This window comes from Burkholderia sp. AU27893, from assembly GCF_002223205.1.
Taxonomy (GTDB): Bacteria; Pseudomonadota; Gammaproteobacteria; order Burkholderiales; family Burkholderiaceae; genus Burkholderia.
Window position 1 is genome coordinate 417,719 of sequence record NZ_NKFD01000004.1, and the last position, 21,710, is coordinate 439,428.

Annotated in this window: 19 protein-coding genes; 11 read left to right on the forward strand and 8 right to left on the reverse strand. The window is 67.3% G+C overall.

The genetic code is table 11. The annotated features are described in order from the left end of the window. Positions 1 to 39 precede the first annotated feature (39 nt). Positions 40 to 1,500: a fatty acid desaturase family protein gene (locus CFB47_RS21740; protein ID WP_089462234.1), complete on the reverse strand. Its 1,461-nt coding sequence runs from the start codon at positions 1,498 to 1,500 to the stop codon at positions 40 to 42. 61 nt (positions 1,501 to 1,561) lie between these two features. Here CFB47_RS21740 and CFB47_RS21745 point away from each other — a divergent pair, with 61 nt between their 5' ends. Both CFB47_RS21745 and CFB47_RS21750 read left to right on the forward strand, forming a co-directional pair. Then, entirely contained in the window at positions 1,562 to 2,272 is a 711-nt protein-coding gene (locus CFB47_RS21745; RefSeq protein ID WP_089462235.1) for a hypothetical protein, read from the forward strand. Between the two features lie 9 nt (positions 2,273 to 2,281). Continuing rightward, complete coding sequence (locus tag CFB47_RS21750; RefSeq protein WP_089462236.1) at positions 2,282 to 3,397, forward strand: hypothetical protein; 1,116 nt, start codon at positions 2,282 to 2,284, stop codon at positions 3,395 to 3,397. Here CFB47_RS21750 and CFB47_RS21755 read toward each other — a convergent pair. Together CFB47_RS21755 and CFB47_RS21760 are read right to left on the reverse strand one after the other, a co-directional pair. After that, complete coding sequence (locus tag CFB47_RS21755) at positions 3,385 to 4,284, reverse strand: hypothetical protein (RefSeq protein ID WP_089462237.1); 900 nt, start codon at positions 4,282 to 4,284, stop codon at positions 3,385 to 3,387. The genes CFB47_RS21750 and CFB47_RS21755 overlap by 13 nt on opposite strands. Then, entirely contained in the window at positions 4,281 to 5,123 is an 843-nt protein-coding gene (locus tag CFB47_RS21760; RefSeq protein WP_256946738.1) for a metal-dependent hydrolase, read from the reverse strand. Before CFB47_RS21760 ends, CFB47_RS21755 begins: the two co-directional genes overlap by 4 nt. A 140-nt stretch (positions 5,124 to 5,263) precedes the next feature. On the opposite strand from CFB47_RS21760, the gene CFB47_RS21765 reads away from it, so the two are divergent. Genes CFB47_RS21765 through CFB47_RS21775 form a run of 3 tightly spaced genes read left to right on the forward strand, consistent with a single transcriptional unit; the run spans position 5,264 to position 8,941 of the window. Further along, positions 5,264 to 6,202 carry a fatty acid desaturase gene (locus tag CFB47_RS21765; RefSeq protein WP_089462239.1) on the forward strand — a complete coding sequence of 313 codons (939 nt, stop codon included), beginning with the start codon at positions 5,264 to 5,266 and terminating at the stop codon, positions 6,200 to 6,202. Beyond that, the gene (locus CFB47_RS21770; protein WP_089462240.1) at positions 6,202 to 7,800 is read left to right on the forward strand and encodes a GH3 auxin-responsive promoter family protein; all 1,599 of its coding nucleotides are present in this window, start codon (positions 6,202 to 6,204) and stop codon (positions 7,798 to 7,800) included. Before CFB47_RS21765 ends, CFB47_RS21770 begins: the two co-directional genes overlap by 1 nt. Further along, the gene (locus CFB47_RS21775) at positions 7,793 to 8,941 is read left to right on the forward strand and encodes an aromatic ring-hydroxylating dioxygenase subunit alpha (protein ID WP_089462241.1); all 1,149 of its coding nucleotides are present in this window, start codon (positions 7,793 to 7,795) and stop codon (positions 8,939 to 8,941) included. The genes CFB47_RS21770 and CFB47_RS21775 overlap by 8 nt, the downstream gene beginning before the upstream one ends. A 21-nt stretch (positions 8,942 to 8,962) precedes the next feature. Here the strand turns inward: CFB47_RS21775 and CFB47_RS21780 are convergent, their stop codons facing one another. Together CFB47_RS21780 and CFB47_RS21785 are read right to left on the reverse strand one after the other, a co-directional pair. Next, the gene (locus CFB47_RS21780; RefSeq protein WP_089462242.1) at positions 8,963 to 9,916 is read right to left on the reverse strand and encodes a fatty acid desaturase family protein; all 954 of its coding nucleotides are present in this window, start codon (positions 9,914 to 9,916) and stop codon (positions 8,963 to 8,965) included. 252 nt (positions 9,917 to 10,168) lie between these two features. Next, positions 10,169 to 10,804 carry an isochorismatase family cysteine hydrolase gene (locus CFB47_RS21785; RefSeq protein ID WP_089462243.1) on the reverse strand — a complete coding sequence of 212 codons (636 nt, stop codon included), beginning with the start codon at positions 10,802 to 10,804 and terminating at the stop codon, positions 10,169 to 10,171. 371 nt (positions 10,805 to 11,175) lie between these two features. On the opposite strand from CFB47_RS21785, the gene CFB47_RS21790 reads away from it, so the two are divergent. Next, positions 11,176 to 12,189, forward strand: coding sequence for a hypothetical protein (locus tag CFB47_RS21790; RefSeq protein ID WP_089462244.1), 1,014 nt, complete (start codon positions 11,176 to 11,178; stop codon positions 12,187 to 12,189). A gap of 286 nt (positions 12,190 to 12,475) precedes the next feature. Here the strand turns inward: CFB47_RS21790 and CFB47_RS21795 are convergent, their stop codons facing one another. Next, positions 12,476 to 12,850, reverse strand: a complete 375-nt coding sequence (locus CFB47_RS21795) for a cytochrome c (RefSeq protein ID WP_089441894.1) — start codon at positions 12,848 to 12,850, stop codon at positions 12,476 to 12,478. Between the two features lie 135 nt (positions 12,851 to 12,985). Then, on the reverse strand, positions 12,986 to 13,900 hold the full coding sequence (locus tag CFB47_RS21800) for a glutaminase (protein ID WP_089462245.1): 915 nt from the start codon (positions 13,898 to 13,900) through the stop codon (positions 12,986 to 12,988). Positions 13,901 to 14,122: 222 nt separating this feature from the next. Here CFB47_RS21800 and CFB47_RS21805 point away from each other — a divergent pair, with 222 nt between their 5' ends. From CFB47_RS21805 to CFB47_RS21815, 3 genes are all read left to right on the forward strand, one after another. Continuing rightward, complete coding sequence (locus CFB47_RS21805; RefSeq protein WP_039366515.1) at positions 14,123 to 14,833, forward strand: response regulator; 711 nt, start codon at positions 14,123 to 14,125, stop codon at positions 14,831 to 14,833. 64 nt (positions 14,834 to 14,897) lie between these two features. After that, on the forward strand, positions 14,898 to 16,028 hold the full coding sequence (locus tag CFB47_RS21810; protein ID WP_046548399.1) for an ATP-binding protein: 1,131 nt from the start codon (positions 14,898 to 14,900) through the stop codon (positions 16,026 to 16,028). A gap of 308 nt (positions 16,029 to 16,336) precedes the next feature. Beyond that, positions 16,337 to 16,960 (forward strand): FMN-dependent NADH-azoreductase, encoded by a 624-nt coding sequence (locus CFB47_RS21815; RefSeq protein WP_089462246.1) that lies wholly within the window; start codon positions 16,337 to 16,339, stop codon positions 16,958 to 16,960. Positions 16,961 to 17,018: 58 nt separating this feature from the next. On the opposite strand, the gene CFB47_RS21820 is transcribed toward CFB47_RS21815, so the two are convergent. Continuing rightward, positions 17,019 to 19,442 carry a patatin-like phospholipase family protein gene (locus tag CFB47_RS21820; protein ID WP_089462247.1) on the reverse strand — a complete coding sequence of 808 codons (2,424 nt, stop codon included), beginning with the start codon at positions 19,440 to 19,442 and terminating at the stop codon, positions 17,019 to 17,021. A gap of 269 nt (positions 19,443 to 19,711) precedes the next feature. Between CFB47_RS21820 and CFB47_RS21825 the strand changes: the two genes are divergently transcribed. Next, positions 19,712 to 20,752 (forward strand): rod shape-determining protein, encoded by a 1,041-nt coding sequence (locus CFB47_RS21825; RefSeq protein WP_089441899.1) that lies wholly within the window; start codon positions 19,712 to 19,714, stop codon positions 20,750 to 20,752. A 234-nt stretch (positions 20,753 to 20,986) separates the two neighbouring features. Continuing rightward, positions 20,987 to 21,646 carry a YdcF family protein gene (locus tag CFB47_RS21830; RefSeq protein ID WP_089462248.1) on the forward strand — a complete coding sequence of 220 codons (660 nt, stop codon included), beginning with the start codon at positions 20,987 to 20,989 and terminating at the stop codon, positions 21,644 to 21,646. Positions 21,647 to 21,710 lie beyond the last annotated feature (64 nt).

Consider the following 21,710-nt stretch of genomic DNA (forward strand, 5'->3'; position numbering starts at 1 on the left):
AAGGGGCGGTGCGCGCGATAACGTGCGCGCCGTCGCCCGTTACGGCTTCGGCGGGAGGCCCGACCACAGCAGCCGGGCCAGTTCCGGCGCGTCGAGTTGCGGCTCGAGTTCGTCGACCGCATCGGGCAGCGCATGCCACGGCACCGCCGGATTTCGGTGATGCTGCAAATGAAGGTTGATGTGATACGGCCACACGAGCACGCGGCCGATCCAGCCCGTGCGCCACGAATACGTCCAGTCGGCCCAGCCGGGCGTCACATGCGGGCCGCCGCTGTGCTCGGCCATGCTGCGGATCTTCTGTAGCAGCACCGACAGCGTGAGCAGCGGCACGAACCACAGCGCCGCGATCAGCAGGATCGTCTGCGCGGAACAGGTCCAAACGAGCAGCGCGATGATCGCCACCCACACCGCCGCGGCTGCCTGGAACGGCAGGCCGAGCCGCGTGTTCTGTCCGCCCGCGCGCCGGAATGCCACCATGTTGCGCACCATGTTCAGCACGAACAGGTCACCGAGGAACTGCCGCGCGAGCGGCCATGCGTCGAGCGGCCGGAACCGCCACGGCTGATCGTGATAAAGGAACTGCCGCTCCGGGTCCTGCGCGGTGCCGAGATGACGGTGATGCGCGAGATGCAGCGGCCGGTAGAACTCGACCGGCACGAGCCCCGGCACGCCGATCGCGACGTTGATCAGGAAGTCGTTGAAACCGCGGCGGCGCGTCAGGTGATAGTGGGTCGCGTCGTGATACAGGATGAACAGCGCATGCTGCCGCGTTGCGACGACGAGTACGGCAAGCGCATACAGATACCACGCGCCGAGCGCGATGGCCACCCGGATCGCCACGACGATGCACGCCCATTCGAGCAGCGCGGCCGCCATCGTGCGCAGGTCGGCTTTGGCGCGCAGCAGCCCGAGCGTGAGCGCGCCGGCCGCGATGCCGGTCGCGCCGCCCCATGCGACGTCGGCGGCACGATGCTGGCCGGTGGTCAGGACCGTCACCATCAGCAGCGCGCTCCACGCAGCGAACAGCACGGCCGACCGCCGCCGGAGCGCCAGCAGCACGATGGCGATCGCGACCGGCAGCGCGACGTGCCCGCTCGGCGATGCGGCAAGCGGCGTGTCGATCCGCTGCAGCCACGCGATCCAGCCGTCATGAGCGGGTGGCCATGCAACGGCGGTCGGATACAGCAGATGGCACACGAGGCAAATGCCGGCCGCGAGCGTGCCGGCGAAGAACGCCGGCAGCAGCCATGCACGGCCACGCCCGAGCCACACGAGCGCGGGCATCACGAACAGGTAGCTCAGGTAAAGCGGCACGGTGCCGGGCAGCAGCGGCACCGCGCGATCGAGTGTGCTCGCCGGAGTGAACGTGACCGGCCCGAGCGGCAGGTGCGTGACGAAGGAGTAGAAGGCGCCCGTCACGACCAGATAGGCGACGAGCAACGGCCATGGCCGGGCGATCGGCGTGTCGTTCGCATCTTGGTGGGAAACGGCGTTGGACATGGCGGGAGCGGGCGGGTAACGGGCTATCATAGCAAGCTGTTCAGTCTTGCAGGAGTACCCGATGGAGTTGCGTGCCACCGCCGTCGAACGTGCGGCCCTGGGCCCGGACGACATCGACCGGATGTTCTCGTTGTATGCGGCGTCCTATTGCGACACGGTTCGTGCGCAGTTCGACCGCGACCTCGACGACAAGACGCACTGCATCGTGCTGCGCGACGGCGGCGGCGCGATCCAGGGCTTCTCGACGCTCAAGCAGTACGAGACGCGCTGGCGCGACGCATCGATCCGCGTGATCTTTTCCGGCGATACGATCATCGATCCCGCGCACTGGGGCACGCAGCATCTCGCGTTCGCGTGGATCCGCCACGCGGGCGACGTGTGGCGGCAGGCACCCGCCGTGCCGCTGTACTGGTTTCTGATCTGCAAGGGGCATCGCACCTATCGCTACCTGCGCGCGTTCGCGCGCGACTACGCGCCGCGCGCTGACAACCTCACCGCACCGGCCACGCAGGACCTGATGGATTACCTGGCCGCGAGCCGCTACGGGCACGCGTACGACTCCGCCACCGGCCTGCTGTCGTTCGACACGCCGCAGGGTCGGCTCGCGCCCGCACTCGCGGAGGTGCCGGCCGCACACCGGCGGCTGGCCGACGTCGACTACTTCCTCGCACGCAATCCCGGCTACGCACAGGGCGACGAACTCGTGTGCCTGTGCGAGCTGTCGGCGTCGAACCTGCGGCCGCTTGCGCGCCGGCTGTTCGACGGGGTGTGAGTTACGCGCATGCGGATCCGTCTCGCGCAATCGGCCGACAACGCGCGCATTCTCGATTTCCAGTCTCGTCATGCGATGCAGGGCAGCTTGCCGCTGCGCTTCGATCGTGCGCCCGACTACTTCGCGCTGCATCGCTGCCACGCGCCGCGTCATGAGGTCTGGCTCGCCGAGGATGAGCGCGCGGCGCTGAAGGGGCTTGCGAGCCTCGTCGTGCGCGACGGCTATCTCGGCGAACGCGCGCAGCCGGTCGCCTATCTCGGCGATCTTCGGTTGATGCCTGACCGGCGCCTGTCGCGCGAGTGGACCGACTCGGTGCGCGCACGCTTCGCGACGCTGCGCGCCGAATCCGGTGTGCAGCATGCGTATTGCTGCATGATCCGCGACAACCGGCTCGCGGTGCAGTCGCTGGCGCGTTCGCGGCGCGAGAACCGGCTGCGCTTCTCGCACTGGCACGGCTACGAGAACGTGTCGATCTACGCCCAGCGCGGGCTGTCGTCGGCGCCGCGCAGCATGCCCGGCGTGCGGATCGTCGACGCGCAGCCGCATCATGCGGACCCACTGCGCGCGTTTCTCGATGCCGAATCGCGCCGCCAGCCGTTCGGCAGCGTGTTTTCCGCGGACGAATTCGCGCGCCGGCTCTCTACGTGGCCGTCGTTCGGTATCGGCGCGTTCCTGCTGGCGCTCGACGCGCACGACAACCTGCTCGGCTGTGTCGCCCCGTGGGATGCCGGCGATATCAAACGGATCGTGCTCGAACGGCTGCCGTTGCCGCTCCAGGCGGTCCGTATCGCATTCAATGCGCTCGCGCCCGCATTGCGCCGCCCGCTTATCGCGGCGCCCGGCGAGCCGTTGCGCGACGTCTATCTGACGCATCTGCAGGTGCGCGACCGCGATCCGTCCGTGTTCGCGACGCTGCTCGATGCCGCATGGCTGCGGGTGCGCAACAGTCACGCGCTGATGCAGTTGTGCCTGTACGACGGTGATCCGCTCGGGGCGGCGCTCACGCGCTACCACGTGGCGCGTACGCCGATGGATCTCTATACGCTGTCGACCGGCGAGCCGGTCGCGCCGATCGATGGCCTGCTGGCCGGCCGCGTGCCGGGCTTCGAGATCTACCTCGTCTGAGCGCGCGTGACGTGCAGCAGGTCGGCGAACGCCAGCCAGAAGCGGCCGGCGTCAAAGCCGAGCCCGCCGAGCACGGGCTGGCCGTGGTCGAGCCGTGGCAGGCAGATCTGGGGGATACCGGCCATCACCTGGTGTTCGAGATAGAACTGTCCGTCGTGTGCGCAGCCGGGACGATGCCCGTTCAGCCGCCCGTGATGCGAATCGAAGCGCGTGGATGCCTCGACGGACCAGCTCACGCCGTGCACGAGATGCAGGTCGCGCGGCAGCGCGGCAAGCATGTCGCCCACGCGCGGATCGCGTTGGCTGCTGATGTCGCGCGTGCCGGCATCGGCCCAGCGCGTACGCAGCATGCGGCGTGCGATGCGGTCGGGCCACGGCGCGGCTGCCCGCGGCGGCATGCCGTGGCGGAAGATCGTATCGACGATCGCGGACGGCCCGCACGGCGGCTGCATCAGTGCGAGGCCGGCACAACGTGCCGCCAGCGCCGGGTCGCCGACGAGCGCGGCGAGCGTGTCGATGCCGCCCTTGCTGTGCGCGAGCGCGACGAATTCGCCGCCGGCCGGCAGGTGCTTGCGCAGGTATGCACCGATATGCGCGCCTTGATCGAACACGCCGCGCGCGGAGCGCACCGGCACTGTCAGCACGCGATAGCCGGCCGCGCCGAGCGTCTGCCGCGCGCCGCGATTGCAGCCGGGCAGCCATTCCGAATACAGCCCGGCAACGAGCACGACCGTCGTTGCCAGCGGCATGCGGGCGGCGCGCCGTGTCCAGCCTTCGATGAACGCGTCGGTCCGGTCGAGGTTCGGCACGGCACGCGTGAACGGCGTCGCCGGATAGTGACGGCGCCAGTCGTCGAACCCGTCGGGCGTCCACGGCGCGCGTGTCATGCGTGCGACTCCGGCTCGGGTTCGGCGGCGGCCAGGTACGGTTCGAGTGCGGCGCGTGCAGCGCGCAGCGCCGCGTCGCTGTCGAGGCGATCGGGATGGAAGCGCGGCGAGAACCAGAACAGCCACATCGGCATCACGCGCGTGAAGATGCCCGGCGCGACGAACAGCCAGCGCAGCAGTTGCAGCCAGCCGCGCAGGTTCCAGGTCCGCCCGTCGACGGCGACGAGGCGATGTACAAAGTAGATCAGGTCGATCACGAAGTAGACGGAGATCCCGAGCATGGCTGCACAGCGCACGACATAGCGCCGCACCGCGTTCGGCATGGCCGCCGCGAATACGTCGAATGCGACCGTCTTGTGTTCGGTTTCCTCGATCGCATGCCAGCGCCACACGGCCGCCATCGTCGGGTCGGCGCCGTCGAGGATCGTCGGGTCGCTCAGCAGGCGGTGCGCGAGGATCGTCGTGTAGTGCTCGAGGCATGCCGTCAGCGCGAGCCGCGTGACGGGCGCTACCTGCCGCGCGGCATTGCGCTGGCGTTTTTCGAGCAGCGCTTCGAGCGCGTCGACCGGCACCCGCTGCGACGCGAGGCGCGCGTTGTAGAGCCGGTGCACGCGGATATGCGACGCTTCCTGCCGCACGAACGCATCGACGTCGGCCGCGAGCGCGGCATCGCCGCCCACCTGGTCGCGAAACGGCCGCACGCTTTCGATGAAGAAGCGCTCGCCGAGCGGGAACATCACGGAAAACGCGTCGAAGAAGCGCGTGACATGGCACGTGCCGCGATACCAGAAGCGCGGAATGCGTTCGTCGATCGCGAAGCGCACGTCGCGGGTCGGCATGCGCGACGCGGGGCTGTCGCCTCTCGGGCGGCGAAACGGCCGCATGCTAGTGCCGCCCCGCCAGGGACGGGGTGCGGGCCGTTACCGGCGGCTGACGCATCTGTTGTATCCTCCCGTGCAAACAACCGCCATTCCGAGCCATGAACCGACCGAGCGCGCAAGCCGCCGCCGCGCAGACCCGACGTTACGACCGGGCGAACCTGCTCGTGCTCGCGCTGCAGAGCGTGGTATGGGCCGGCACGCTCACGTGGCTCTCACATACCGGCGTTGGCGCGATCAAATGGCTCGTGCTCGTGCCGTTCTGCCTCGTGATGCAGGGCGTGTTCTCGATGATGCACGAAACCTTTCACGGGTTCGGACATCGCCGGTCGATCGCGAATTATATGATGATGTGGTGGGCGTCCACGATGTTCGGCGCGGCCGCGACGCTCATTCACGTCAACCATCTCGGCCATCACGTGCGCAACCGCACGCGTGCCGAGCGCGCGGATTTCGCAACGGCGGACGAATCGCTGCTGCGCAAGCGCATCGAATACTACGCGGCGATCCTCGGCGGCATCTGGCTCGGCAGTTTCGTCGGCAGCTTCGTGCTCGCGCTGGTGCCCGGCCGCACGATGCAACGGCTCGCCGCACGCGGCGACGACAACACCTACGCGGCTGCTTTCAAGGAATTCACCACGGCCGACTTTCGCCGCATCCGCTACGAAACGCTTGCCGCAGTCGGCGCGTGGCTGCTGGCCGGCTGGCTGCTCGACTGGTCGGCGTCGGCGGTGCTGGTTGCGTATGTCGCGTTCGCGTTCTCGTGGTCGTCGCTGCAATGGGTGTACCACATGCGCACGCCGCTCGATGTCGTCGAAGGCACGTACAACATGCGCGCGCCGACACCCGTGCGCTGGCTGCTGCTGAACTTCAACTACAACCTCACGCATCATCGGCGCCCCGCATTGCGCTGGCAGGACATGCACGCGGTGTCGGACCTGCGCGAGACACGGCCGCTGTGGTACGGCTGGCTCACGATCTTCGCGCCGCCGCGCCGGCTGCCCGACGATCTCGCGCAACTCGACAAGACCTATTTCTGATGGATATCTTCGCCCGCAGCCCGGCCGACGCATGGCGCACGTTCGCACGCGCCGCGCAGCCGGACGTCGATCGCTGGCAAGCCGGCCTCGACGCACCGGGCGACACGCAGGCGCGGCGGCTGATGGCGCTGCTCGCTGCGAACCGCGATACGGCATTCGGACGCCGGTTCGGCTTCGACCGGATCGACAGCCCCGCGCAGTTCCGTGAGCGCGTGCCCGTGCATGCGGCCGCCGATTTTCTGCCGTGGCTCGATCGCGTGTCGCAAGAACCGGAACCGGTGCTGACCGCCGAGCGCCCGGTGTTCCTCGAACGCACGAGCGGCAGCACCGCGCGCCAGAAACTGATTCCCTATACGCCCGCGTTCCTGCGCGAACTGCAGGCCGCGATGATCGTATGGCTGGCCGACATGTATCACGCCTGTCCCGCGCTCGGCGAAGGGCGCGCGTACTGGTCGATGTCGCCGCCGCTGCAAGCGCCCGGCGTCGCGCCCAACGGGATTCCGGTCGGCTCGACAAGCGATCTCGACTACCTCGGCGACAGCAGCGCGGCCGCGCTCGCGTCGACGCTGCTCGTGCCGCCGCTGACCGGTAACGCGTCGACGTGGCGACGCGAGACGCTGCGTGCGCTCGTCGCGGACGAAGCGCTCGCGTTCATCAGCGTATGGAGCCCGACGTTCCTGACGAGCTTGCTGCGCCCGCTGTTCGATCGCGACGATGTCGACGGCGCGCGCGATCTCGCCTGGGTCGACGCGTCGCTGCCGGCCGACCGCCGCGCCGCGCTGCGCGGTGCGATCGAGGCGGGCGATTGCCGTGCGCTGTGGCCGCGCCTGGCCGCCGTGAGCTGCTGGCTGGATGGCCCGAGCAAGCATTACGCCGCCGCGTTGCGCGTGCGGTTTCCGCAGGCGCAATGGCTGCCGAAGGGGTTGTTCGCGACGGAAGGTGTCGCGAGCATTCCGTTCGGCACGGGCGACGGTTGCCCGCTCGCGATCGGTAGCCACTACCTTGAATTCGTGTGCGACGACGGCAGCGTGTGCGACGTTGAAGGGCTGCGCCCCGGCGACGACGTGCAGGTGCTGCTGACTACGGGCGGCGGGCTGTATCGCTATGCGCTCGGCGATCGCGTGCGCGTGGTCGGCATGACTGCGCGCACGCCGCGCATTGCGTTCGTCGGGCGCGCGGCGGCGAGCGTCGATCTCGTCGGCGAGAAGCTCGACGAACAGCTTGCGGCCGACGCGCTGAACCGCGCGCGTGGACAGCACAGCGAAGTCGGCGCATGCATCGTACCGTGCGTGGCGAAAGAAGGGCTGCCGCACTACGTGCTGTGCATTGCCGGCGACATCGGCACCGATGCAGCCGACGCAATGTGCGCAGCCGTTGAAGCCGAACTGGTGCAGGCGTTTCACTACGCGCACGCACGCCGCCTCGGCCAGCTCGGCCCGCTGCGCGTGCGCATACTGGGCCGGTCGCCGGCGCGGCTCGGCGACCTGCAGCAGCAGGCGTCCGAACGGGCCGGCATCCGTGCGGGCGACGTGAAGCCATGCGCACTCGTGACGCGGTTGCCGGTGGCCGACGCGCTGCTGGCGATGACGAATGACTGACGCGATGAACGACATGATCGAATCACGCGGATGCGGGCACGACTGCCCGTCGCGCGACGCGATGGGGGCGCACGAGTATGCGCCGCCGGCCGACGGCCTGCATGAGCAGTGGTTCGTCGCGTGCACCGAACGCGAACTCCCGCGCGACAAGCCGCTCGGCGTGCGGATCCTCGATACGGGCATCGTGCTGTTCCGGCAGCGCGATGGCCGGATCGCCGCGCTGATCGACCAGTGCGTGCATCGCGGCACGCGCCTGTCGGCCGGCAAGGTCGACCGCGACACGCTCGTGTGCCCGTACCACGGCTGGCGCTATGACGGCGATGGGCAGGTCGTCCATGTGCCGAGCATCGACGGCACGCAACCGACGGGCATGCCCGGTCGCTATCCATTCCGGCAGCGCACGTTGCCCGTGCAACTGCTCGACGGGCTCGTGTGGGTGTACCTCGGCACGGGCGATCCGTCGGCGCGCGCGATCTTCCGGATGCCGTTCCGCGATGTCGCGCCGTGGCAGTCGTACATCATGGTGAACACGTTCGACGGCGACATCGCGATGCTCGCGCAGAACTTCATGGACGTGCCGCATACGGTTTTCGTGCACGACGGGATCTTTCGCAGCAGCCGCGGCCAGGCGATGGAAGCGACGGTCGCGACGACACAGGACAGCGTGGCCGTCACCTATCACGACGGCGATGACAAGATCGGCTTCTGTCTCGACTGGCTCACGAACCCCGATCGCGTGCCGCTCGCGCACGTCGACCGCTTCATCGCCCCGAACGTGACGCGCTGCGACTACCTGTGGGGCGAACGTTCCGGTTTCCTGATCGTCAGCCAGATCACGCCGATCGATGCGCGCCGCTCGCGCGTCTATACATACATTGCGTATCGGTTCCGGCTGCCGCGCTGGATGCTGCGCGCGCTGCGGCCGCTGCTGAACCTGTACACGCATCTCGTGATCCAGCAGGACGTGCGGATCATGCGTGCGCACCGGCAGGGCCTCGACAACGCGCCGGGCTTCCGCCCGCACAACGTGCGGGCCGACATCGTGCACGTCGCGATCGACCGGCTGCTCGATGCCGTGAAGCGCGACGAGCCGCTGCCGGCCGGGCAGTGCGGTGAAAAGGTGATGCGGTTCGAGCTGTAGGCGCCGCGCGGCGCAGGACGTCTAGCGCGTGGAGCCGGCTTGGCCGGAGGCGGACGACGCGAACGCGGTGCCGTCCGTCAGGTAGCGATGCACGGCCGGCAGATGCTCGAGCGCGAGCGCCGGATACGCGTGATGCACCTGGTGATAGCCGATGTTGCGCGGATACAGTACGAGCTTGCCGATCCAGCCGAATGTCATCGTGCGTGTCATGTGCCAGATCGATTCCGGTGCGCGTTCGTCGATCTCGACGTGCTGATGTTCGAGCAGCACGCGGTTCGCGTTCATGATGCCGCCGACGATCCACGGCAGTCCGTAGTACGTGAAGAACGGCAGATCCCAGTGCACGACGGCCGCGATCGCGAGCAGATAGCCCGCGCAATGCGGCAGGTCGGCGCGCGCGCAGGCGATGACTTCAGGGTGACGGCGCAAATCCTGGCGCGAGCGGTCCTGCATGAAACCGCGTGCATACCACGGCCGGAAGGCCGGCCACGCGAGCGCGAGCGGCGCCATCAGCGCGCGCAGCGGCCACCAGACCGGCAGCAGCGCGCCACGCAGCATCATCACGCGCTGCACCCAGCCGCCGCGCGCGGCCAGCCGGTGCAGGTACGGATCCTCGGCGGTGCCGACCGCACGGTGGTGGCGCAGGTGGTGGTAGCGCATCGCGGCGATCGACGAACCGATCGTCCAGCCTGCGAGCGCTTCGACGAGCGCGAGCGGCAGCGTCATGCGTCGCATCGGGAGATGGCAGGCGTCGTGCAGGATCACGCCGAATGCCTGCAGCCGGCCCGCGATCAACAGCACGGCCACGACATAGACGAATGGATTCGGCACGAAGCGGATCGCGGCCCAGCACAGCAGGATGCCGAGCCAGTCGATGCACGCATAGCGGACGAGCCGCCACGGCCGTGCGCCGGCTGCGAAAGGCAGCGTGCGGTTCAGTTCGGCAGGCGTCGGCAGGGCGGATAGCGTGGGCATTCGATGAGGTCGGGCGCACCGTCGATGGCGCGCATGCAAGCGTATCGGCGGCAATATACACCGGATTCTTCAGACGAAGAGAGGTAGCGTTCAACGCCTGGCGCAGGGTGTGCCGAACCATCACATGGCCGCGTGCGCGGCTTCGTCGACGTTCGACGCATTGCCACTGGCTTTCTCGGCGACACCGTCGGGCCGTGCGAGCACGGCGCGCAGTCCCTGCCGGTCTTTGGCATCGCCCGCGCGCCCGCTTGTTTACTCAAGCAGCCGCAACGCGTCCGCGAGCGACAGCACCGTCGTGCGCGATTCGAAGGCGGTGGCGAACAGATGCTCGTGAACCACCGGATCCGGGTCATAGCAGCAATCCTTGACCGTATACAAGCGGAAGTCCGCATCACTCGCGTGGGCGATCGACGACAGCATCACACCCGTCGACGCGATGCCGACCATGATCAGCGAGTCGACCCCTTGCTCGACCAGCCGCGCCTGCAGATCGGTGCCGAAGAACACGCTGGCGCGGTGCGCGACGATCAGCGGCTCGTCGTCCTGCCGGCCGAGCTCCGGGCACGGGCCGTCGTTGATGAAGCGGCCGAGCTGCTTGATGCCCTGGCCGTTCTTGTTGCGCGGGCTGACTTCCGGATAGCCTGGGCTGAACCGGAGGTTCGCAAACCAGACGCCGACGCCGCCGGCCCGCGCCGCATCGCAGAGCCGGCGCGTATTGGCGAGCAATTTGGGCGCAACGGACGGAAAGAGGCCGAGGATGTCGGTCTGGTAATGCATGACGAGCAGCGCGGTGCTCGATGGCACGATGGCGGGAATCGGCGCGGACGGGCTGTCGCCGGGGTTCGTGCGGGTGGTCGTTGCGATATCCGGTGCGTGTTGCCGAGTCATGAACGAGAGTCTCCAATAGCCCGCGGGGAATGTCAGCGTCCCAGATTTGTACCGGAAAAGCGGGTCGGCTGCCGATGCGATTTTCGTAGGTTTTATCGTGCTGCGAGCCGGCGACCGTCACGCCGGCGTCGCATTCCTGCCTGCCGGCAATGTACTGGCGGTCGCCGTCATCGTCTCCGACGATAGCCGATCGCTGAATCCGGAATTCAGCGATGACGACGGATCGGATCATGGCCGCCCGACCTTTGCCTGTAAGGGGCAGCGGCCGAAGTTGTGCGGATTGCCCCTATTATCCCTCTTACCCGAGGCTGCCTATAATCGTCGTCATCTTGCCCGAGAAATCGCGGTTACCAAGGTGAGGGGGTGTCCAAATGGGACAGTGCCGTCGCATCTATTCGCGCTTCGTCCTCGCAAGCTCGATCGTCGGTCTGGGATGTCTGGCAGGCGCAGGTCTCGCGTACGCCGAGGACGCTCCTTCGAGCGTGCCGACCGGGTTCAAGCCATCGGAAAGAACGATCAACGCCTATGCGGTGTATGGCGACGGACGCGCGACCAACGGTGGCGATATGCATTGGCGTGCCTACGAAGTCGGCTTCGGCGACGTCTTGAATGACTACCTCTCGGTCTACCTCGCGTATCTGAACGAGGGGCATCCCCTCGATCACCACCGTGACGGCTTCGCCGCCATAGGTTCGTTTCGTTGGCCGGTCGGCGATCGCCTGGCGCTCGAGTTGTCGGCGGGGCCGTATTTCAGCATGGACACGACGCATGTCAACGACCAGCCGCGTAATGAAAAGCGGTGGGGCGTGCGCGCCTCGGCAGCGGTGCGCTATTACGTCGTTCCCAACCGCTTCTTCCTCAAGTTGCAATACAACCACGTGCAGATGATCGACGGATTCAACTCCGACGCGGTGCTCTTCGGCATCGGCTCGGATTTTGGCGGCGATCCTGGCCCGGCTTTGTCGGACGGCAAGACGCAGGTTGGCGTTTGGGCCGGGACATCGCAGACGAACCGTCCCCAAGTGCCTATCGAAAAAGGGTATATGGTCGAAGTCAAGCGGCCGCTCGGCAATGCGTGGGCCTATTCGGCGAGCTTCGTCTACGAAGGCAATAACGGCGTCGCCGGCCGAAGAGGTGTGGCGGCGCAATTCTGGTATGTCGCGCCGATCAAGAGCAAATGGACGCTTTCGGCAGGTGTGGGCCCGTATCTCTCGCATGATCGGGACGAGGTCGCGAGTAAAACGAGACTCAATGCGTTGCTCAGCGCGCAGGTGACCTATCAGGTAACGAACGATTGGGCGGCGAGCTTACGCTTTAATCGTGTCGCAACCGGCAACGACAAGGACCAGGACATGTTCATGGTCGGCGTGGCGCGCAATTTCTAGCGGCGCGGCTTGCACCGAATCGACATCGGCCTGCAGGCGAGTGACCGTTTTACCTTCGGAAACGGCCTTTTGGAGTTCGGCGTTTTGTGCGACCCGGTTGGGTCGAGCACAGCCGATGGCTGAATTCCCCATCAAGCGCACGCGCCGATATGACTCTGCCGCCGTTCCGCCAGATAAGGCGCGCCTAACCCCGCCGCCTCAAAAAATCGACCGTCCCGAATAAGTCGTCAACCACTCCAGCGCCAACGTGCCGGGACGCCGGCAATACAAAACCGCGCCAAAATATTTAATTCTTTAAAATCAATGCACTCATGTATTGATTCAAATCGCGGAAATCCTGGACTGTCCACGAGTGGGGCGGGAGTTTTACGCCATTCTCTCGCAACGTCTTCGGAATCAGGTCCCCATTGGGGCGAAGGATGATCGACGAGACAATGACGCCCGGATAATCGTTGAGCCGCTTTTTGAAGGCGGGCGTCGTGAGGTCGGGCGTGGGCGGATTGCTTTTATTGGCCAATGGCCCCGTGCCTCTGGCATCTGCTCCGTGGCACATCGCACATCTCGCCAGGAAGATCTGTTTCCCGTTTTCACTACCCGCGAAGGCGAGTGATGATCGAGCAAGCAATGCTATTCCCAGTGAAGCGACGAGGAGTATTTTCATTTTTTGTAATCTCGCTGTGTGAACCGGTGCATGTCCCGGCGGGGTCGATTGCTGCCGAATGGCGAGTTCTCCATTGAGCGCGCCGATATTCGCCTAGCGCCGTTCCGCCGGATAAGGCGCGCCTAACCCGCCGCCTCAAAAAATCGACCTTCCCGAATACGTCGTCAACCACTCCAACGCCAGTGTCCCCGCCAACGAGTTCCCGTTCGCATCGAGCCCCGGCGCCCACACGCACACGGCCATCTCGCCCGGCAGCACCGCGACGATCCCGCCGCCGACGCCACTCTTCGCGGGCAGCCCGACGCGATATACGAAATCCCCCGCCGCATCGTAGGTGCCGCAAGTCAGCATCAGCGCCGACAGCCGCTTCGCGGAACTCGAATCGACGATCCGCTCGCCGGTGACCGGCGCGACACCGCCGTTCGCGAGAAACAGCGCCGCGCGCGCGAGCTCGACGCAGTTCATCGTGATCGCGCACTGGCGGCAATACGCATCGATCACGGTGTCGGGCGGCATCTGCATGTTGCCGAAGCTCGCCATGAAGTGCGCCATCGCACGGTTGCGCTCTGCGTGCTGCAGCTCCGATTGCGCGACGCGCGAATCGTAGTTGACGTCGTTCGCCCCGATCAGCCGCCGCACGAATTCGACGAGCGCTGTCTCGGCTTTCACGAAGCGGCGGCACAGCACGTCGGTGACGACCAGCGCACCGGCGTTGATGAACGGATTGCGCGGCTTGCCGCGCTCGCTCTCGAGCTGCACCAGCGAGTTGAACGCGTTCCCGGACGGCTCGCGGCCGACCCGTTCCCACAGTTCGTCGCCCAGCAGCTGGAACGCGAGCGTGCACGCGAACAGCTTCGAGATGCTCTGGATCGAGAAGCGTTCGTACGCATCGCCGACCGTGCAAACGTTTCCGTCCAGCGTCACGACGGCCATCCCGAACTTGTCGGCAGGCACTTTCGCGAGTTCGGGAATGTAGTCGGCAACCCGGCCCTGGCCAATCCAGGGGGCGAGTTCGGTGTGGATGCGTTCGAGGATCGTCTGGTAATTCATCGAGTCAGGCGGGTAGGTGAGCGGCCCGGATTCAGGCGAGCCCGTATGGAACCGTCCCGGCGCCGATTCGTCAAGCTTGGACGATATCGCGCCCTTATTTTCAAGACCTCTGAACAGGCAATCGGCCGGCGCAGTATCATGCGGTACGTTTCGGCCAATGGCCGGCGTCCGGCACGGGCCGGCGCCGCCGCCGCGGCTTCCCCGATGACCCGACCGCTGCCCATGTCTTTTCGCATCCTGCTCGTCGAAGACGACACCCGCCTGTCCACGCTGATCGCCGGCTACCTGCGCAAGAACGACTATGAAGTCGACACTGTGCTGCATGGTGACGCCGCGGTGCCGGCGATCCTGTCCATTCGTCCCGATCTCGTGATTCTCGACGTGAACCTGCCGGGCAAGGACGGCTTCGAAATCTGCCGCGAGGCACGCAAGCAGTACGACGGCGTGATCATCATGGTGACGGCGCGCGACGAGCCGTTCGACGAACTGCTCGGCCTCGAGTTCGGCGCGGACGACTACGTGCACAAGCCGGTCGAGCCGCGCATCCTGCTCGCGCGGATCAAGGCCCAGCTACGCCGCGCGCCCGCGCGCGTGACCGAGAGCACCGCGCCGCAGCCCGAGCGCTACGCGTTCGGCAAGTTCTCGATCGACCGCACCGACCGCTCCGTCGTGCTGCCCGACGGCAGCACGCCCGACCTGACCTCGGCGGAATTCGACCTGTTGTGGGCGCTCGTCTGCCATGCGGGCGAAGTCGTCAGCCGCGACGACCTGATGCTGCAGTTGCGCGGCGTCGAATTCGACGGCCTCGACCGCACGATCGACGGGCGCATTTCGAAGCTGCGCCGCAAGCTGCGCGACGACGCGAGCAACCCGCAGCGGATCAAGACGATCCGCAGCAAGGGCTATCAATTCAGCAAGCACGCGTGGGAATGACGCGGCGCTCGCACGACGCCGCCACATTCCGCGCGGGCATTCCACCCGCCGGCCGGGAGCCGAGATGATCCGACGAACCCGTTCGCACCCCGATGCACCGCCGCTGCCGACGCTGCGCTACGTCAAGTGGCGCTGGCTGCATTTCCGCCGCGCGTGGACCGACACGCGCGCCGACCGCATTCCGAGCTGGTCGCGCCTTTACGTGCGCACGTACCTGCATCTGCTGGGCCTCGTGCTGCTGACCGCGCTCGTGCCGGCGCTCGCGCTGTGCGTCGAATTGTCGCCGCAGGTCGTGTGGCATGCATTCGACTCGCTGCCCGGCGACATCTGGATCGTGCTCGTCTTCGTGTTCGCCGCACCGGCGCTCGCGGCATACCGATGGATGCGGCCCGTGTGGTCGGATCTCGTGATGGTGCGCGAGCGCGCGATCGACTTCACGGGCGGACGCTTCAACACGCGTGCGCGTGAATCGCACAGCGTGATCATCGGCCCGCTCGCGCGGACGCTGAATGCGCTCGCGATGCGCATGGAGCGGCTGATCGCCGCGCAGCGCGACCTGACGAACGGCATCTCGCACGAGCTGCGCACGCCGCTCGCGCGCGTGCGGTTCGCGCTCGAAATGCTGCGCGAACCGGGTTCCGCGGCCGAATACCAGGGCGCGCTCGAGAGCATCGCGCAGGACGTGACCGAGCTCGAGGAACTGATCGACATGAGCCTCACGTATGCGCGGCTCGAATACAGCTCGCTGCAGTCGAACCTCGAGATGACGGCCCCCGTCGCGTGGTTCGAGCATCAGGTCAGCGATGCGCAGCTGCTGTATCCGGAGCGCGCGATCGAGTCGCGCATCGCGATCGCATCGGACCTGCGCGTGAAGATGGACCGGCGGCTGATGTCGTATGCGATGCGCAACCTGTTGCGCAACGCGAGCAAGTACGCGAAATCGCGGATCGTCGTCGGGATCTCGCTCGTGCACGGCAACATCGGGATCTTCGTCGAGGACGACGGCCCCGGCGTGCCGGAGAGCGAACGCGAGCGCATCTTCGACGCATTCGTGCGTCTCGACCGCCGCACCGGCGGCTACGGCCTCGGCCTGTCGATCACGCGACAGGTGCTCCACGCGCACAACGGCCGGATCGCGGTCGTCGATCCCGTCGAACTCGGCGGCGCGCGCTTCGAGATCAGCTGGCCGGTCTAGCGATACACATCGCGGGCGCCGAGCCCGACAACGACAACAGCACGACAGCACACAGCCGCACGCGCCGGACTCGAGCGCGTCGCCGGCCGTTCCCGCCGTACCTTCCTCGTCTCGATGCCTCCGCGCACCGCCATCGCGTGGCGATTCGTTTGCCACGCGTACGCGCTTTGCATTACGATTGCAATTGCAACTATATCGGCGGGCCGATCCCTGAAAGCGCAGGCGGGCCGCCCGCGACGCAGCAGTGAAGCCGGGGCTGCCACGATGGCCGCCCCCTTGTTCATGCATTCCTGTCCGGGTCACACATCATGCGGCTTTTGAATATCGTGTCTTCTCCCCGCGGCGCCAGGTCGGCTTCGATCGCGGTCGCCAATGCCTTTGTCGATGCGTACCGCGAGACGGGCGCCACGCTCGACGTCGATACGCTGAATGTCTGGGAGGAGGACTTGCCGGACTTCGACAGCGAGGCGATCGGCGCCAAGTACAAGGGCGTCGCCAACGCGCCGATGGATGACGCGGAGCAGTCGATCTGGCGGCGCATCCAGTCGCTCGTGAAGCGTTTTCAGGCGGCGGACCGGATCGTCGTCGGCGTGCCGATGTGGAATTTCGGCTATCCGTACAAGCTCAAGCAGCTGATCGATCTCGTCAGCCAGCGGAACATGCTGTTTACATTCGACGGGAACGCGTACGCGCCGTTGCTGGAGATTCCGCGCGCGCTGGTGATCCATGTTCGCGGGCAAAGCCGGGAGCCCGGTGCGGGCGCCGACAATCCCGGGTTCCGGCATCAGGCCGACTACATCGAATTCTGGTTGAGGTTCATCGGCGTGAGCGAGGTCAGGAGCCTGACCGTCGAACATACGTGGGGCGCGCGGGCCAGCGACAGCATCGAACGGGCGCAGGCCCGCGCGGTCGCGATGGCGGCGGAGTTCTGACCGGGCCGCGCGGCGCGATGGAGACGGCGGCTGCCACCGAAGCGGCAGCCGCGCACGCTCAGTACGTCCGGCCGAGCTGCAGGTAGAAGTTGCGGCGGCCGCCGGGCGCGAGCGCGACGCCGATGTACACGGGCCCGAACGCGGTCGACAGGCTCGTGAAGAACGTATAGCTCTGCTTGAGCGCACCGCCGCCGACCTTCTGGCCGCTCGACCAGACGTTGCCGACTTCCGCGCTGGCGCCTACCGACAGCGCCTTGACCGGCGACGCGTTGAACGTCATCAACTGGTTCATGTAGGTCACCTGCGCATACGCGAGCTCGTTGCCGTTCAACTGGTCGGCCGCATACGCGGACAGATGCTGGAAGCCGCCGAGCGTGAAATTGAATGCGTTGATCAGGTTGGTGCCGCCGATGCTCTTGCCGCCTTCGATCGTCGCGCTGACGCTGTGCCGGCCGAACTGCTGCGCGACCATCGCCTTGCCGTAGATCTCGGTGTAGGGCGCGGTGTTGATGCTGTCGTCGAAGTCCGACGCCGAGCCCCCGTTGCGCGACACCAGCGAGCGTTCGACGCGCAGCTCGGTGAAATAGCCCTTGCGCGGGAACAGCGGATCGTCGAGCTGGTCGATCACGAGCCGCGCGCGCGCGGTCAGCGCCTGCGACGTAAAGCTGGGCCACAGCAGCGTCTGGCCGTTGCCGTCGTCGAACGGCACGTTGTAGGTCGGCGAGCCGTGCCCGGTCACGTAACCGAGGCCGATCCGGAAATCGCCGAGCCGCCCGATCGGCAGCCCGAAATCGAGCCCGGCGCGTGCGGTCTGCATCAGGTACTGCGTGATCTTCACGTCGCCGGTGTCGTCGTACAGGTTCGCGTAGCGGCGCTGGTATTCCGCGTACGGCGACAGATAGACGCCGTAGGCCATCGACAGCGGCTGGCGGAACTCGATGCGCGCCGATTGCAGGTCGCTGCCGATCGTCGTGTCCGCGCGGAATTCGAGCCCGGATTCGGTGAGCCACGGCCGCCGGTAGCCGACGTGCAGGCGGAAGCCGCCCTCGTCGGTCGAACTGCTCGACATGCCGAGCCCGAACAGCAGGAAGTTCGGCCCCCAGTATTTCTCGCGCGCGTCGATCTCGAGCACGTTTTCGTTGCCGTGGCTCACGATCTGCTGCGTGACGCTCTCGAAGTTGCCGCCCGTCGTGAGCCCGAGCAGATCCTGGCTGACGGTGTCCGGATCGTAGGTGTCGCCGGGTTTCACGTGCAGCGCGTTGCTGACGACCTGCTTCGGCACGCCGCCGGAGGTCTTGATGTCGATGCGCGTGATGCGGATCGGCGGCGGCAGCGGCTGCGCGTGCGCGGACTTGTAGGCCGCGTACTGTTCCGGCGTGAGCGCGAAGCGCTTCAGCTTGGGCAGCGCCGCGGTCGCGGCGGCAGCGCCTGCGGCGATCGCCTGCTTCGCGTTCTGGAAATCGGTGAACGCGAGCGAGCCGAGGTCCGGCGTGAGCAGCACGTCCTGCGCGTCGAGCTGCTTGCGCTGCGCGGTCACGTTCTGGCGGATCAGGATGCCGACCATCTGCTGCATCACGTCGGCCGGCGACGCGAGCGCGTCGAGCGGACGCAGTTGCGAGCCGATGTCGACCGCGATCACGACGTTCGCGCCCATCTGCCGCGCGGTGTCGACGGGCAGGTTGCTGACGAGCCCGCCGTCCACGAGCGCGCGCCCGTTGATCTCGGCCGGCGCGAACAGGCCCGGCATCGCCATGCTCGCGCGGATCGCGAGCGGCAGCGAGCCGTGGTCGAGCACCACCATCTGGCCCGTCTGCAGGTCGGTCGCGACCGCGCGGTACGGGATCGGCAGGCGGTCGAACGGCTGGTTGGTCGGCACGGCGGCCGTCCAGCTCGCGAGCAGCGCCTGCAGCCGGTTGCCCTGCACGAGGCCGACCGGCACTTTCACGCCTTTCTTGCCGAAGCCGAGCGTCAGCCCGTTGATGTACAGGCGCTCGTCCTCCCGGCTGGTTTGCGGCAGGTCCGCGCGCTCCGTCACGTCGAACGCGATGTCCGCGAGGTTGACCTCCGACAGCCGCTTCTGCATCTCGCCGGCGGCCATGCCGCTCGCGTACAGGCCGCCGACCACGGCGCCCATGCTGGTGCCGGCGATGCAGTCGATCGGGATGCGGTTGTCTTCCAGTACCTTCAGGATCCCGAGATGCGCGTAGCCGCGTGCGCCGCCACCGGACAGCACGAGGCCGATCGACGGGCGGCCGGCCGGGCCGCCGTCGGCTTCGCAGGTGTGCCCGGATGCGGCGGGCGTTGCAGCCGGCGCGCTGGCGGCAGCGACCGGGGCGGGGATCGGGGCGGCGGTGACCGCGGCCGCGGCGGCGGAGTCGGCGGCCGGCAGCGGTTGCGCGGCGACCGTGCAGCACCAGAAGGCGACGAGCGTCGTGCAAAGCGGGCGCACCCGCGCCCAGCGGAAGGAAACGGTCGCTGTCATGGAGGAAATACCTGGCGTGATCGGGCGTCTGAGGCCTGCCGGGAGCAGGCAAGACCGAGAGATTACCGTGTTTTACAGGCGCAATGCGAGAGGCTGATGCGTAGCCGGAGGCGTCCGGAACGGCATTTTTGACAATTCAGTCGCGAAAAAATCATCAGAATTGCCTAAAGTATCGGAACGAATTGCCGCTAAGTTCGTGATGGGGCGGCATGGACGCGCCGTGAAATATGGCGCGGCTGCCCTGGTCCGTTCGATTACAAAGGTTTGATATGTCGACACCGCTGTTCGGAAAGTTGTTTGCGCAACCCGTTGCGATCGACCCTGGAACGGCGAGTACGCGGATTTATACGCACGAACGCGGCGTGGTGCTGAATCAGCCGTCGGTCGTCTGCTTCCGCAAGGCGGGTGCCGGTGCGACCGACGCCCGGCCGACGCTCGAGGCCGTCGGCGAGCTCGCGAAGGCGCTGCTCGGCCGCGAACCGGGGCACCTCGAAGCCGTGCGGCCCATGCGGCACGGCGTGATCGCCGACGCGCACGCGGCCGAGCAGATGATCCGCAGCTTCATCGACATGTCACGCACGCGTTCGCGCTTCGGCCGCCGCGTCGAAGTCACGTTGTGCGTGCCGTCCGATGCGACGGCCGTCGAGCGCCGCGCGCTCCGCGAGGCCGCCTTCGCCGCGGGTGTATCGGAGGTCGAACTGATCGAGGAATCGCTCGCGGCCGGGCTCGGCGCGGGCCTGCCGGTGACCGAGCCGGTCGGTTCGATGGTCGTCGACATCGGCGGCGGGACGACCGAAGTCGCGGTGATCGCGCTCGGCGGCATCGTCTACCGCGAGGCGATTCGCGTGGGCGGCAACCAGTTCGACGAGGCGATCGTCAACCATGTGCGCAACCTGTATGGCGTGCTGCTCGGCGAACAGACGGCCGAACACGTGAAGCAGACGATCGGCTCGGCCACCAGCGCGGTGCCGCGCCGGTCGACGCGCGCGGTCGGGCGGGGTGTCGGCGACGGGCTGCCGCGCTCGATCGAACTGTCCAACCACGACGTGGCGGATGCGCTGGCCGCGCCGCTCAAGCAGGTGATCGGCGCGGTGAAGTCGGTGCTGGAGAACGCGCCGGCCGAGCTCGTGACCGACATCGCGAATCGCGGCGTGGTGCTGACGGGCGGCGGCGCGCTGCTCGCGGATATCGAACGCCTGCTGTACGACGAGACGGGGCTCGTCGCCCGGATCGCCGACGAGCCGGCCACCTGCGCGGTGCGCGGCGCGGGCGAGGCGATGGGGCGGCTCACGATGTGCCAGGTCGACTGATCCGGGTCGCACCGGCCGGGTGTCGCTGAGCGGCGCGTGCATGGGCGTTCATTCGATCTCCGTATTGCGTACCCGCTTCGCCGGGTAGGTATCTCCGGTCGACTTTCAGGAAGGCCGTCCGCGGTCCGGCATCGGTCCGTTGCGTGGACACCCGAACGCGCACCGTGCTAGCGTGACGCGCCCGTCCGGGGCGGGGCAAGCCGCTACGCCCGACGACCTGAGAGACCGAAAACCTTGAAAAACCATACCAAACGGGGCGTGTTTGCCCGCCTGGGCCGCCTGCTGGCCGTCGTCGCCTGCCTCTGGATCGTCGCGGCCGTTGCGCTCGTCGCGTACGGGATGCGGATGCCGAGCGAGCCGGCCGACGTCGCCGTGATCTTCGGCAACGCGCTCGACGAGGCGGGCGCGCCGAAGCCCGTGCTCGCCGCCCGGCTCGACGTGGGCGCGCGCTGCTACCGCACGGGGCAGTGCCCGGCGTTCCTCGTCAGCGGCGCGATCGACGGCCCCGGGCTGAACGAGGCGACCGCGATGCGCGACTATCTCGTCGCGCGCGGCGTGCCGGCCGACCGGATCGCGCTCGACGACCAGGGCGACAACACGCTCGCGACCGCGCAGCACACGCTCGCCTATCTGCAGGCGCATCGCGTGTCGCGCGTGGTGATCGTCAGCCAGTATTACCACCTCGCGCGGGCGCGCCTCGCGTTCGAGCGCGTCGGCATCGCGCGGGCGGACATCTCCGCCGCGTATCCACGCCGTTTCCAGTTGCGCGACGTCTATTCGAGCTGGCGCGAGGTGCCGGCCTACGCGGTGTATGCGGTGCGGCTGTGGGTGAATCCCGATGCGCGGCCGGTTTCGTTCCGGCCGATGGTTTATCTGATGAGCCTGTTTTCGTAACGCGGGGCGGGGGCTTGCCGCGACGACCACGCCGCATCGCATCGCGTCGCTTTCCTCGCTGCGC

Excerpts from the sequence above, each read along its gene's own strand:
- CFB47_RS21740 (WP_089462234.1), bottom strand. The coding sequence starts at position 1,500 with ATGTCCAACGCCGTTTCCCACCAAGATGCGAACGACACGCCGATCGCC.
- CFB47_RS21745 (WP_089462235.1), top strand. The coding sequence starts at position 1,562 with ATGGAGTTGCGTGCCACCGCCGTCGAACGTGCGGCCCTGGGCCCGGAC.
- CFB47_RS21750 (WP_089462236.1), top strand. The coding sequence starts at position 2,282 with ATGCGGATCCGTCTCGCGCAATCGGCCGACAACGCGCGCATTCTCGAT.
- CFB47_RS21755 (WP_089462237.1), bottom strand. The coding sequence starts at position 4,284 with ATGACACGCGCGCCGTGGACGCCCGACGGGTTCGACGACTGGCGCCGT.
- CFB47_RS21760 (WP_256946738.1), bottom strand. The coding sequence starts at position 5,123 with ATGCCGACCCGCGACGTGCGCTTCGCGATCGACGAACGCATTCCGCGC.
- CFB47_RS21765 (WP_089462239.1), top strand. The coding sequence starts at position 5,264 with ATGAACCGACCGAGCGCGCAAGCCGCCGCCGCGCAGACCCGACGTTAC.
- CFB47_RS21770 (WP_089462240.1), top strand. The coding sequence starts at position 6,202 with ATGGATATCTTCGCCCGCAGCCCGGCCGACGCATGGCGCACGTTCGCA.
- CFB47_RS21775 (WP_089462241.1), top strand. The coding sequence starts at position 7,793 with ATGACTGACGCGATGAACGACATGATCGAATCACGCGGATGCGGGCAC.
- CFB47_RS21780 (WP_089462242.1), bottom strand. The coding sequence starts at position 9,916 with ATGCCCACGCTATCCGCCCTGCCGACGCCTGCCGAACTGAACCGCACG.
- CFB47_RS21785 (WP_089462243.1), bottom strand. The coding sequence starts at position 10,804 with ATGACTCGGCAACACGCACCGGATATCGCAACGACCACCCGCACGAAC.
- CFB47_RS21790 (WP_089462244.1), top strand. The coding sequence starts at position 11,176 with ATGGGACAGTGCCGTCGCATCTATTCGCGCTTCGTCCTCGCAAGCTCG.
- CFB47_RS21795 (WP_089441894.1), bottom strand. The coding sequence starts at position 12,850 with ATGAAAATACTCCTCGTCGCTTCACTGGGAATAGCATTGCTTGCTCGA.
- CFB47_RS21800 (WP_089462245.1), bottom strand. The coding sequence starts at position 13,900 with ATGAATTACCAGACGATCCTCGAACGCATCCACACCGAACTCGCCCCC.
- CFB47_RS21805 (WP_039366515.1), top strand. The coding sequence starts at position 14,123 with ATGTCTTTTCGCATCCTGCTCGTCGAAGACGACACCCGCCTGTCCACG.
- CFB47_RS21810 (WP_046548399.1), top strand. The coding sequence starts at position 14,898 with ATGATCCGACGAACCCGTTCGCACCCCGATGCACCGCCGCTGCCGACG.
- CFB47_RS21815 (WP_089462246.1), top strand. The coding sequence starts at position 16,337 with ATGCGGCTTTTGAATATCGTGTCTTCTCCCCGCGGCGCCAGGTCGGCT.
- CFB47_RS21820 (WP_089462247.1), bottom strand. The coding sequence starts at position 19,442 with ATGACAGCGACCGTTTCCTTCCGCTGGGCGCGGGTGCGCCCGCTTTGC.
- CFB47_RS21825 (WP_089441899.1), top strand. The coding sequence starts at position 19,712 with ATGTCGACACCGCTGTTCGGAAAGTTGTTTGCGCAACCCGTTGCGATC.